The organism is Streptomyces sp. NPDC058985, from assembly GCF_042740985.1.
GTDB lineage: Bacteria > Actinomycetota > Actinomycetes > Streptomycetales > Streptomycetaceae > Streptomyces.
In genome coordinates this window covers 59,500-70,882 of sequence record NZ_JBHYJX010000042.1, presented here as the reverse complement: position 1 = coordinate 70,882, position 11,383 = coordinate 59,500, and the positions used below count along the sequence as shown (strand labels likewise).

Here is an 11,383-nt window from a genome sequence, read left to right as displayed (position 1 = left end):
CTCATCCGACAGGATCAACTCGGCCTTCGGCCGCCCAGTACGTGCCACCAAGCAACCCTACACATCTGAACGGAATTCCTGACTCGGAAGACTAGGGCGTCTCCACCTGGGCTCAACGTGATCCGTTCACCACAGAAGTCGCAGTTCCAGGCCAGCGACTCCAGGTCGGCAGGCCGGATGCTGAGCCGCACTGATACCGGCGGATGCCAGCGGTGGATTTGCTCGATCACTGCATCGATCTGCGAACCGACGGGTGGAAAGAGCGCGAGTAGTTCGTCATGGTCGCTCGTGGTTCGGGAGAACTGCTGGATCATGTCGATGGAGGCCGACAGACCCGCGTTCTCGTAACCGACGATCTCAACGACCACACCCCATGGGTGATGGCTGAGGACCGTGGCCTGAACCTTCTGGCCGGGCATGAGCGCCAGACTCTCCGTCTCGAACCTTTCCATGAACCGCTTCCCCATCCTTCAGTCAAGCAGGCCGCGCCTGGTAGCGCTCATGCGCCCGTGTCGTCGACGCCGGAGCCGATAACCGTGCTCAGGGCCCGCAGGGCGTCATCGTATTGGTGACGGTCGAACTGGAACGGACCGAATGACACATAGTCGCGGGTCTTGCGGTGCGGTTGCTCGAAGGCGTCCCAGGTCACGAGGTCGGCTGTCGCGGTGATGCGGGCCATGAGCGGCCAGCATCCCCACTCGCCGCATTCACAACCGAGTACGGGTGTCTTCGGCCCCATCGCGTTCGTTGACCGTCCGAGGAAGTGGTCCTGCATCGGGCCGAACCGGAAGAACTCCGGGATCAGACCGCCGTAGGCGTCGCCTGCGGGCTGCATCCCGGCCGCGATCTCGAACCCGTCGATCAGCTCGGTGAGTGGTGCTCCGTCGATGCGGGGGACGATCACGAGCGGGCCGCCGTCGCCACGGTGATGGGAGTCGAACCGGATGTCATTGCTGGTCATCCAGTGATTGTGTCAGCGAAGCCGTTACCTCCGCCTGGGTGGGTTGAACTGCGGCTATGCGCGGCATGCCGAGGTCGATCGCCGTACCGCCGGAAGCTCGTCGGTCCATTTGAGCAAGCTTGTCTTCGGCGCCAGCCAGGCTGACCTGAAGCCCCTCCACCTCACCAAGCCATCCTTCGCGTTCGGCCTCGGCGATCCGGGCGAGGAGGTTGTCGCGGATCTCGACGAGCCGGTCGCGTTGGCTGGGATCGGGCCAGAGCATCGGGCAGCGAACACAGGCGTGTTCGTGGATGCAGGGGGTGCCGAAGGCACGGCCGCATGCGCCGATGGAGACTTTGCGCCGCTCGAAGTGACCGAGGAACTCATGCCATTCATCTTCGGTGGGGACACGGTACTCCTCGCTCGGGCGGAGGGATCGGCGACGGGCGAGGAAGGCCATATGCGCCTGGATCGCTTCCTCCGGATAGACAGCCTTGTAACCGAGGGTGACGTTGATGTCCTGGTGGCCTGCGATGACCTGGGCGATGTGCGGTGGCAGTCCGTTGAGGATGGCGTCGGTGATGAACAGGCGGCGGAAGTCGTGCGGTGTGTAGCGCAGTGGGTCGCCGGTGGTATCGGTCAGGCCCGTGGCGATGAGGGCCTGGTCCAGCATGGTGCGGACGGTCTCGTCGGTGAATGCGCGGTCCTCACCGGAGATGCGTCGTTGAAACAGCAACGGGGCTGGCGCCTGCCACTCGCATTCGCGGCGGTCGTAGGAGCGGACCAGGGGAACGGCCCCGGAGCTGTCTCGGGCTCGGCAGATGATCGCGCTCAGGACGTCGGCGAGCTCGGGGCTGACCAGCAGCAGCCGCTCTGTGTCCGTCTTCGACGGGACGATCTGAAGGTGGGGGACGAGTTCACTGGTGGTGGGCAGCCGGTATTGGACCAGGCTGTGGTGGCTGAGTTCGAGCAGTTCCTCGATGCGGATGCCCGTGGCCCGCAGGACCTCGACCACGGCCCAGGTCCAGAAGGCCCGTTCGTCCTCAAGCCCCAGATCGCGGCGTTTGCCTGTGTCCGGGCCCTCGGCCCAGATCCGGCCGGCCGTCCCGTGCGGAACCACGGCGCGTACAAGTTGCTGACCGGCTGCCGTGAACACCTCGCCGGGGATGGTGTGTCGGGCGGCTTCCAGCATCGCGGCAGTGTCCCTGCGGCGCTGGTCGACTGAGCGGACAAGAACCGGCAGCACTGGCAGGCGCTCGCGGGTGCGGGCGTCCATCCGCGCCTTGCGTCGGCGTTGCAGTTTGCGGTGTTCCAACTCGTCAGCCCTCACCGGGCTCGGTGCCACCCATGGGCCCCAGCGGCCGGGCTCTTCCAGGGCCCACTGAGCGATATCGAGGTAGAAGGCCCGCACCTGGGTGAGCGTGTCCCGGTGATTGAGCTTCTCGACCTTTGCGCTCGTGCGCCGGCCGTCGGGACCGATGACGGTCTTGTCCTTGGTGGCAATCCTCTGCTTCCACTGCCCGATGACGTCCGGGGCGAGGCGGAGGCTGTCGGCATCGGGATGATGTTGCTCGATGTTCTGCCAGAAACACTTGCCGAGGTGGTAGGAGAGGGACCTCAGGCTGTTGTAGTCCAGCGCGGGCTGGCGTTCCCGCAGATAGTCCACCAGCAGGTCACGGACGGGACGGCACGTCAGTCCGTATCGGTCGATCAGCTCTTCCGGGGTCCGCTGTCCCAGGTTACGGACCTCGCGCAGATTCTGCGGGGCGCCCTCCCCGAACGCCCCGAACTGGTGCAGTAGGCGGTAGAACACCTCGGTCCCCGCCATCGCCCGCTTGAGCACTACGGCTTGGGTCTCGAGGAGCTCCAGCACGTCTCCGACGGTGATGTCGGTCAGCGTGCCGCCCTTCGCCGCGAGGATGAGGGCGCTGCGGCAGAGCGTCGTGCTGACGGCGCCCGGCCGCACGCCTTGGGCCTGAGCGCCCAGCTCTCGCAGGCGCTCAAATCCGGCTGGGTCTCGGCTGTGTGCCATGGAGCGGACCAGCACTCCTTGGCGGCTGGCTCCGGCAGCCAGCCAGTCCACCGACGGTCGCAGCAGCTCAGCGCTGATCACCGTCGTCAGGGCCCGTCCCACCACCGGCATGCGCCAGGCTGCCTTCAGGCCACGCGCGTGAAGCCACTGTTTGATCACCGGCCGCCAGGCGGCGCCGGCCTGCTCGATGCCGCTGGCCTGCCACCGTTCCTGCCAGGTCTGTCCGGGCTGGTCTTCCAGCCAGTCCAGCACCATGACGATGCCGTGCTTGTGGTGTAGTTCGCTGCCGGCGTTCTTCAGCGTGTAGGGCGGACGGGACAGCAGTCGGGCCGCCTCGGCGCGCGAGCGCTCGGTGCCCGGCCAGCTGTCAGGAACGGTCCGGGCTGGGAAGCGCTTCTGGGCGGCCATTGCGCGGTTGCGCCCAGGTGAAACTCCGAGAGCCAGTGCGCGGTCGGTGTCCGCCGACAAGATGGTGCTCATCGAGCACCGGCTCCGAACAGCACATCGAGGCTCTCCGGCCGGTAGTCGGCTGCGGGAGGCGGCGCGATGCGGGCGGCTGCCTGCCGCGTCTGTTCGGCGTGGTGGGCCAGCAGTCGCCGGATCACGACTTCCTTGCGGGGCGTGAGGTAGAGCTGTGTCGTGGTCAACTGGGCGTGACCGAGAACGAACTGGACATCGGTGAGGGGCAGACTGGGATCCTCGGCCATCCGGTAGGCGGCGGTGTGCCGCAGCGCGTGCAGCGTCGCAGACGTCCCCGCCTTGGCGTTCGCCCGCTCGAACATCCGGTGAACCGCGTGGTAGGTCAGCGGTCTCGATGGTGAGCGCAGAGTCCACCACACAGGTAGGCGCTGCCCGCGTGGGATCGCGTCGTTCATCTCCAGCTGGTAAAGCCGCAGCCAGACGAACGCGTCGGTCGAGGCGGGGAGTTCCTGGACTTCTCGGGTGCCCTTGCGGACCACCGAGATCAGCTGGCGTCCCGGATCGACGCCAGCCTGCCATGTGCTGAGCAGCTCGCTGGCTCGGGCGCCGGTGGAGATATAGAAGGCGACCAGGGCGCGGTCCCGGTGCGACGGGAGCCGGGCGAAGATCTCGTTGAACTCCTCATCAGGGACGCTGCGGGGCACCCTCGCGGGCACTCTTGGCCGGTAGAGCCCGGCGCGTTCGTTGCGGGGCGGGTCCATCGGGTTGCGGTGGGCGTGGGCCCGTCGGCCTCGACGTGACCGGTCCAGTGGGAACGGGTTGAGGATCGGCCCGGTGCCGATGTCGCGGTGGTAGTCGTAGAAGCTCCGCAGCACGGTCTCGCTGTGCGCTCGTACCGACGGTGCGTACGGCTTCCCGCCCGCGGCCCATCGGCCCGCTTCGCTCGGGCGCCGCCAGTGCGGACGCCTCGGCTGGCCGGCGATCTGAAGCCAGCGGGAGAAGTCCCTCGCCTCGATCCGGCTCGCCCGGTCCCACGGCACCTCGACAGCCCACAAGAAGCGGAACCAACGCAGCAGATCCATCCCGTAGGAACGGGCCGTCGTCGCTGAACGACCGGCTCCATGCAGGTCCCGCAGGAAGGCGCCGGCTCCCTCGACCGGTTGTCCGGCTGGGCCAATGAGCCAGTACGGATCCCACGGATCATCCACGGCCAGTACCTCTCCGACCAGGGGGACGGACAGGGCTGACAGGTCTCTCGAAGCCTCCATGGCCGACTCAACGACGCCTCCACCATTAGGTCACTGACCTGCGGAAACTTCACGAGTAGTTCAGTCAACAGGTCATCAACCAGGGCCTGTTCTACCTGGCCTGGCTGATGGACCACCGCGCCGAGTTCGAGCACCTGGTCCGCGACCGGCTCGGGGTAACGGCCGCGTCCCAGGTCCTGTGGAGCGGCCCACGCCTGATCTGCGTCGCCGGCGACTTCACCCGCTACGACGTGCACGCCGTGCGCGAGCACCGGCGCTCGATCGACCTGGTCCGCTACCGGCTCTTCGGCAGCGATCTGCTCGGCCTTGAGACCGTGGCTTCCGTGAGCGGTGGCATGCAGGTGGCCCGCCGGGCGCGGCGGGGGTTGGCTGCCCAGGCAGCGGCCGGAGTGCAGGGCGCGGCGATGGTGGAGCTGGCGGGTGCGGTCGACGAGGTACTGCTCGGGCTCGGGGACGGCGTGAACCGCGTGGAGCGAAAGCAGTATCGCGCGTACCAGCGCCTGCGGAACTTCGCCTGCATGTGCCCGCCGCAGCGCAGCAAGCTGCTGGTCTACCTGAAGGTCAACCCGAAGGACGTCGACCTCGTGCCGGACTTCACCAGGGACGTCACTGGTGTCGGTCACCACGGGACCGGCGACCTGGAGGTCCAGCTCCGTACGCCGAAGGACGTGGAGCGGGCCCGGGATCTGTTCCGGGCGAGCTTCGCCGCGGCGTGAGCGGACAGGGCTGCGCGTCGCCGGACGGGGCGCGCTTCGAGTCGTGTCTGGGGTCGTGAGGGCTTCTTTCGACGTGCGGACAGAGGGTGGCGGTGGACTATCTATGGTCCGCGGGATCGCCGGTTTGGCCAACCGGCGATCCCGCGCTATGTTCCCCCGCTGTCGTGGCCCCGGTGGCTAGCGTGAACGGCCGACAGAGGGGCCGGTCGTGGCCACTGGCCCCGGTAGCGGACTGGAGGCGAGGCTGGTCTTGGGTTCGCGGCCCCGCCGGACTTGGCGCGTGCCGCTCTCGTGGGCGAGGGAATCAGCGAGGCTCGCGAGCAGCGAACTCGGGGTCTGCGGGGACGCGGTGATCGACCAGGTGGGTCTGCCCTGGTCGGGCTGGGTTCCGGCCCAGAGGGTCCAGGTGGCCTGGTTCTGGCTGGGGTGCTGCGCGGCGAAGGCGTCGAACTGGATGCCGGCGTTCCCGTCGGATGAGGTCCAGCGGATCCACCGCCCGTCCACGGTGTGCTTCCAGCCGGCGCTGGAGAGCGGCTGGGTGGCCTCGGTGACCCTCTTCTCGTTCACCGGGGCGCCGAGGGCGGTGTCCCATCCCTCGCCGTCGGCGAGGTGGGTCAGCAGATCCTGCAGCAGCGGGGCGGGGGTGGCGCCGGTCGCGGTGAGGACCCACATGCGCTCGGAGACGGGTGTCTCGTAGGCGGCCACGGTCCAGGCGGTCTCGTGGGCGGAGGATTCGTGCACACGCTCGACGCGCAGGGTCTGCGACTCGTGGATGGCGTGGGTGGTGTCGTCCGACCAGGTGCGCCATCTTTCGAACTCGCCGTGGTCGTCGAGGAAGGTGTCGAGGAGCGCGTCGTGGTCGCCGGCGTCTGCCAGGTAGATCGGAACGGTCTCCGGCTTCGCGGGGGCGGGCGCGGACGTGGCGGTGGTGACGTCGAAGACGGAGCGTGCTGCGATGGCCTCGCGTTCGGTGTCCGTCAGGGGTGCCGGGCCGGGGCGCATCTCGACTGCGTGAACCTTCTCGAAGGCGAGCAGGGCCTGGGCGGGCGAGTCGAAGGTGTCGGCGATCTGGCGCAGATGGTCCACTCCGTGCAGGTAGACGGACTTGCCGCCTCGATGGAGGTACGTGCCGACCGCGACGGTCGTGTGGCCGTCGTCGGCGTGGGCGTGGATGAGGAGCTGGCCGTAGTGGATGTCGTCGTGGATCTTCTGCGCTTGCTGGGAGACCTCGCGGATCTCGCTGCGGGTGCACCACGGCATCGGGTAGTCCGGCCAGGTCCATTCCTCGACGATGGCCTCCCGGAGTTGCGGGGTGATGTCGACGGTGATGCCTTCGGCGACCATGTGCGTGGCGGCGTCATTGGCCCAGTAGGGCTCCTCGCGGTCGATACGGGCCAGGACCAGGACGCCTGGGGCGGCGACGCTCCAGCCGCCCGCCTCCAACACCATGACGGCGATGCGGGCCTGGGAGCCGGTCACGACGGCCTGGACGGCGCTGGGGTGGGTGGGGTGGGTGTCGAGGCGGATGCGGGCGTCGATGGGGGGAGTCACGTGGGGTCTCATCTGTCCTGCCGGTGACCGGGCCTTGCTGCCCGGCCGTCGGCGTCGTCGGGGGCTACCGGGTTGCTCGTGAGGATCGGGCGGTGGGCGCGGCCCTGGTGGTCGGCGGTCCGGCGCGGGTGGTGGGCGTGGGCCGCTGGCGTTGCGGTGGGGTGGCTGCGGTGGCGTGGTGCCAGCGTGTGCGGACGGCGGCGACGTCGGCGAGGGCGCGGCGGGCGCCGACGACAACTTGGAACGGGGTGTTCGCCGGGTCGTCCGCGTACGCCTGGATGCGACGGCCGGTGTGTTCGGCCGTGGCCAGGAGGGAGCGCTGCAGGGCCCGTTCGCCCCAGTGCTCTACGGACCCGGCCGGTTCGGCGAGCATGCGCAGGACCTCGTCCGGTGCGCTTGCGTCGTCCAGCAGGCCGCGCTGCTGGGCCTCCCACAGGACGGTGACGGGGTCGACGGGCTCGCCACGGCGGGCCAGGGCCGTCAGGCACTGCCACAGACCAGTGTGCAGCGCCACGGTGAAGTCATCGGGGAGCAGCCACCGGACGGAGTCGATGCCGACGGGGTAGGCCGTGGCGGTGGCGAGGAGGAGCTGCTCCTCCTCGGCGGCCTTCGTCGGATGGGTCGCGGCGTGCGGCGGCGGTGCCGGCGTGCGGGGAAGGACGCCTGCGCGGGGCGGGAAGCGGGCGGCGATGTCGTCCGCGACCGCGGCGAGTGCGTCGGCCTCGGCGAGCACCGTCTGGATGGGGTGGGGAAGGGAGGCGTCGTGGACGGTGTGGACGAGGCGTTCGGCGGCCGTGTGCAGGCGGCGGCGGGCGTGCTCGGCCTCGACCATCCGGGCGTAGGCGGGGGCGTGGCTCGGCCATGGGCAGACCTGGACGAGGGTGTGAAGGTAGGAGGCGGTCAGCCCGCGTGCCTGCTCCTGGGCCGTGGTGAGTACGCGGTCGAGCCACTGGGTGTTCTTCGCGTGCTCGGCGGGGTCGGGGCGCGGCAGGGTGGTGATCGCGCCGTACAGGGAGGCGTGCGCGGCGGTGGAGAAGGAGTCGGCGGCGATGCCGCTGACGTCGTCCTGGCGGTGTGGGTCGAGGAGGAGGGCACCGAGGAGGGCCTGCTCGACGTGGAAGACGGGCTGGGGAGGCGCGAGGGCGTCGAGGTCGTCTTCGTCGGGCTCGGGGATGTGGGGCATCAGGCGGCCAGGGTGAAGTCGTCGGGGTTCAGGGGAAGGCCGAGGTGCGGGGCGAGGAGGTGGCCGGCGAGCAGCGGGGGCACGGCGTTGCCGATCTGGGAGAACTGCTGGCCCTTGTTGCCGGCCCAGGGGTAGTCGGCGGGGAAGGTCTGCAGGAGGCCGGCCTCGCGGGCGGTGATCCGGATTGGCTCGGGAACGGCAGCAGCGTCGTCGGTCGACGGGGCGGCGGGTTCGGCGACCCAGGTGCACTCGTTCGCGCGGTGTCCGAAGAACAGGGTGCCGGCGGGCTCTGACGCCGATCGGATGGTGGCGTTGGCCTGGTTGTTGCTGCGCAGCGACCAGGACCAGCGGTGGGCCTCGGCGGTGAACGTCGGCGCCGGAGCGTCGGCGGGCCGGTTCTCGCGGGTGCCGTGCCGGGCCGCCCAACCCGCGCCTTCGCGTCGGGACTGCAGGACCACTCCGTCCGGGCGGGGCATCCAGGTGCCGCGCTCGCGGGCGTCGGAGAGCGTCTTGCGGGAGCCCGACGGGAATGGCTCGGGCCCGCCGCCGGGCCCGCCGCCCGCGCAGATGGTGGGGACGGGGCGGTCGGTGGCTCCCCAGCCCAGGGCTTCGGCCATGCTGACCCAGCGGGCCCGGCCCGGACCGAACAGCGACTCAGGTTCGGCGAGTTGGGCGTGCGTGGGCGTGGGCGGCTGTGCCGGCCGGACGCGGGAGGCGAGGAGGATCGCCCGCTTCCTGGTCTGGGGTACGCCGAAGTCGGCGGCGTTGAGGATCCCGTACCAGACGGAGAAACCCCACCCGCGCAGGACGGCGGCGTACTGCTTCCACAGGGGCAGGACGTCCGAGACTTCCTCCATGGCGACCCAGTCCGGCTCGCCCACGGCGTTCAGGGCGTAGAGGTAGCGCATGGGCTCGGCGGCCAGCAGGGAGCGCTCGTCGCGGCAGGCGGCCAACAGGCGTTCACGGGTGTCACGTCCGGCGGCCAGGTCGGCGACCGCCGCGTGCACCAGCGGCTGGTCCAGCAGCCCGAGGCGCTTGCCGGCCATGCTCCACGCCTGGCACGGCGGCGAGGCGATCACCCCGCGGGTACGGCCGACGAACGGCCAGACCGGATACCTCGCCACATCGCACCGGATGGTCAACTGCCCAGCAGCGCAGCGGGTCTTGCACGCCCACGGGTCCCACTCCAGTCCGACGTCGCGCACGCCGAGGACCTGCAAGGCCCTGCTCCAACCGCCCGGCCCCGCGAAGAGGTCGAGGATCACGTGGCCAGCCCGAAGCCGTCCTGCGTCGGCACCTCGGTATCACCGCGGCATGCCCAGGGCGAGCAGCCGTCCTCGACACCGCTCTCCAGGACCTCGGCCTCCTCCGCGCTGAGCTGCAGGGCAGCCCGCTCGGCAGCGGTGACGTGATCGACGGGGGCTTCGCTGAGTGGCACGCGCGAGCGGTGCAGGAACGCCTCGCCGAGCAATCGGCTGCCCGACGCATTGGCGCGAGCATTGCCCTGCCGGATGGCCGCGTCGAATTCGACAACGTCCGCCCACTCGGAGGGGGAGGTATCTCGGATATGCCGCCACTGGGCATTTCCGTGGAACGGGCATCCCAGGCAACTCGACTTCGGCGTATCGACGAGCCCGAGAGATGTCAGGTAGCGCACGCAGTCGGACCTGCTCCATGACATGTCCAGTAGTGGGTGCCGGTTCCTCATGTACTTGACGTCTGCGTCCTTCGCGCGATGGAATTCGTCCGTGGATATGCCGACCCACTGCTCGACGAAGACGCCTTTGGGTATGCGGTTCGGGTAGGGGTAGCCGAGCAGTTCGCGCACCTTCTGCTTTATCGGCCGCACCTTGTATTCGCCGGTACACTGGCGCCGCGTCATCCCAGGTCGCCCGTCCTGATTCAGGATGTGCAGCGGCATGGAGGCGAACCGGTGATCGGGATTAAGGGCATCGCTGCGGATGTTCCCGGCCGATACGCGAGAGACCGGTATGCCTGCGGGGGCGGCTACCTCCCTTTCTAGTCGGTCAAGGTGGGCATAAACCGCTCTGGGCTCCCATCCGGTGTCGGCGAATATCGCGTAGTCGACCTTGGGGAGGACACCCTCGGCCGACAGGGCAAGGAGGGTGCTGGATTGGACTCCGGCGCCGAGGGAGAGGGCGCGGAACTGGGGCTGATCGGAAATGGCTCTGTCCTGGGGTAGGGGAGGTGCGGCGTGCGCTGTGGTCCTGTCGACTGCTCAGTGGCGGGGACGGGAGTGGGCGCGCGGCTCTGCGGTGGTCGTCGAAGCAAGGGCGTGGGCGAACGCGGCGATGAGCTGCGGCGCTTGTTCGGGGGCGCTGGCCAGAGCGCGGACGATGGGGGTGCCGATGACGACGGCGTCCACCAGGGGCGCGACGTGTGCCGCTAGGGCGGGTGTGGAGATCCCGACGCCGGATACGACCGGCAAGGGGCTCGCCGCGCGCAAGCGCCGGGTGAAGGCGGTCAGGGCGGGGATGTCGAGCGGGCCTCGGTAGCCGGTGGGTTGAGCGCTGGCCGGTGCGTAGAGCCACCCGGAGGCGTTGGCGGCCACGGCGGCCAGGCCGTCGTCGGTGGTGCGGCGGGGGACGAGGCGTGGGGTGTGGAGGTTCGCGTGGCGTGCTGCGGCCTGCCAGCGCTCGGCGTGGTGGTCAGGCAGGTCGACGATCATCACGCCGGATGCGCCGGCCTCGGCGAAGAGGCGGGCCGCGGATTCGGGGCCGTGCCGTTGGAAGGGTTCCCAATAGGTCATGACGACGGTCGGTCGCAGGTGTGCGGCGTACGCGACCGCGCGGACGGTGCGGTTCAGGGCATCGCCGCTGCGCAGCGCGCGGCGGTAGGCGTCCTGGATGACGGGTCCGTCGAGGTGTGCGTCGTGGTGGGCGAGGCCGACCTCGAAGAAATCGGTGCCGGCGTGGGCAAGTTGCTTCAGGTGGCGACGCTCTTCGCGCGGGGAGTGGAGGCCGGCGGGGACGAAGGTGCCCAGCGCACAAGGGGGGCGGCTGAGAAGGCTGCGCAGGGAAGGGACGTTGGCCGGGGCGAGGGCCAGGCCATGGGCGTTGGTGGACGTGTGGCTTCTCCGATCGGGAAGACAGGGCCGACTGGCCGGAGTGGTGGGCCGGGGCTGCAGGGGCGGCTGCCGGTGCGGCGGGGTGTCTGCTGGAACGCTCGCGGCGCCGGGCCACCGCGAGGTGCACGCCGGCGGGAGGGTGTCGGCGTGGGGCGTCACGGGGTGACCCGCGCTGGAGTCGAAGG

10 protein-coding genes and 1 pseudogene are annotated in these 11,383 nt (G+C 69.6%); 2 read left to right on the top strand and 9 right to left on the bottom strand.

Annotated features, from left to right (window positions below; genetic code table 11):
- Nucleotides 1-14: 14 nt before the first annotated feature.
- From ACFW01_RS29805 to ACFW01_RS29790, 4 genes are read right to left on the bottom strand one after another with little or no spacing between them, the layout of a single operon-like run.
- Entirely contained in the window at nt 15-452 is a 438-nt protein-coding gene (locus ACFW01_RS29805) for a hypothetical protein (RefSeq protein WP_384508751.1), read from the bottom strand.
- Between the two features lie 47 nt (nt 453-499).
- The gene (locus tag ACFW01_RS29800; protein WP_384508748.1) at nt 500-961 is read right to left on the bottom strand and encodes a hypothetical protein; all 462 of its coding nucleotides are present in this window, start codon (nt 959-961) and stop codon (nt 500-502) included.
- Complete coding sequence (locus ACFW01_RS29795) at nt 948-3,452, bottom strand: tyrosine-type recombinase/integrase (protein ID WP_384508745.1); 2,505 nt, start codon at nt 3,450-3,452, stop codon at nt 948-950. Before ACFW01_RS29795 ends, ACFW01_RS29800 begins: the two co-directional genes overlap by 14 nt.
- The gene (locus tag ACFW01_RS29790; RefSeq protein WP_384508742.1) at nt 3,449-4,474 is read right to left on the bottom strand and encodes a tyrosine-type recombinase/integrase; all 1,026 of its coding nucleotides are present in this window, start codon (nt 4,472-4,474) and stop codon (nt 3,449-3,451) included. The genes ACFW01_RS29795 and ACFW01_RS29790 overlap by 4 nt, the downstream gene beginning before the upstream one ends.
- A 39-nt stretch (nt 4,475-4,513) precedes the next feature.
- Between ACFW01_RS29790 and ACFW01_RS29785 the strand changes: the two genes are divergently transcribed.
- Both ACFW01_RS29785 and ACFW01_RS29780 read left to right on the top strand, forming a co-directional pair.
- Nucleotides 4,514-4,639, top strand: a complete 126-nt coding sequence (locus ACFW01_RS29785) for a hypothetical protein (RefSeq protein ID WP_384508739.1) — start codon at nt 4,514-4,516, stop codon at nt 4,637-4,639.
- Between the two features lie 92 nt (nt 4,640-4,731).
- A pseudogene (locus ACFW01_RS29780) lies at nt 4,732-5,376 on the top strand (DUF5655 domain-containing protein); the annotation flags it as partial.
- 177 nt (nt 5,377-5,553) lie between these two features.
- On the opposite strand, the gene ACFW01_RS29775 reads toward ACFW01_RS29780, so the two are convergent.
- From ACFW01_RS29775 to trpA, 5 genes are all read right to left on the bottom strand, one after another.
- Nucleotides 5,554-6,927: a DUF317 domain-containing protein gene (locus tag ACFW01_RS29775; protein ID WP_384508736.1), complete on the bottom strand. Its 1,374-nt coding sequence runs from the start codon at nt 6,925-6,927 to the stop codon at nt 5,554-5,556.
- A gap of 64 nt (nt 6,928-6,991) precedes the next feature.
- A complete protein-coding gene (locus tag ACFW01_RS29770; RefSeq protein ID WP_384508733.1) occupies nt 6,992-8,110 on the bottom strand; it encodes a DnaB-like helicase N-terminal domain-containing protein in 1,119 nt (372 codons plus the stop codon).
- On the bottom strand, nt 8,110-9,375 hold the full coding sequence (locus tag ACFW01_RS29765) for a DNA cytosine methyltransferase (protein WP_384508731.1): 1,266 nt from the start codon (nt 9,373-9,375) through the stop codon (nt 8,110-8,112). Before ACFW01_RS29765 ends, ACFW01_RS29770 begins: the two co-directional genes overlap by 1 nt.
- Nucleotides 9,372-10,295 carry a hypothetical protein gene (locus tag ACFW01_RS29760; protein ID WP_384508769.1) on the bottom strand — a complete coding sequence of 308 codons (924 nt, stop codon included), beginning with the start codon at nt 10,293-10,295 and terminating at the stop codon, nt 9,372-9,374. The genes ACFW01_RS29765 and ACFW01_RS29760 overlap by 4 nt, the downstream gene beginning before the upstream one ends.
- A gap of 54 nt (nt 10,296-10,349) precedes the next feature.
- On the bottom strand, nt 10,350-11,357 hold the full coding sequence (gene trpA / locus ACFW01_RS29755; RefSeq protein ID WP_384508728.1) for a tryptophan synthase subunit alpha: 1,008 nt from the start codon (nt 11,355-11,357) through the stop codon (nt 10,350-10,352).
- Nucleotides 11,358-11,383 lie beyond the last annotated feature (26 nt).

Bases quoted from the DNA above. Each gene is read 5' to 3' on its own strand.
- ACFW01_RS29785 (WP_384508739.1), top strand. From the start codon at position 4,514: ATGCAGGTCCCGCAGGAAGGCGCCGGCTCCCTCGACCGGTTGTCCGGC.
- ACFW01_RS29795 (WP_384508745.1), bottom strand. From the start codon at position 3,452: ATGAGCACCATCTTGTCGGCGGACACCGACCGCGCACTGGCTCTCGGA.
- ACFW01_RS29790 (WP_384508742.1), bottom strand. From the start codon at position 4,474: ATGGATCTGCTGCGTTGGTTCCGCTTCTTGTGGGCTGTCGAGGTGCCG.
- ACFW01_RS29800 (WP_384508748.1), bottom strand. From the start codon at position 961: ATGACCAGCAATGACATCCGGTTCGACTCCCATCACCGTGGCGACGGC.
- ACFW01_RS29770 (WP_384508733.1), bottom strand. From the start codon at position 8,110: ATGCCCCACATCCCCGAGCCCGACGAAGACGACCTCGACGCCCTCGCG.
- ACFW01_RS29805 (WP_384508751.1), bottom strand. From the start codon at position 452: ATGGAAAGGTTCGAGACGGAGAGTCTGGCGCTCATGCCCGGCCAGAAG.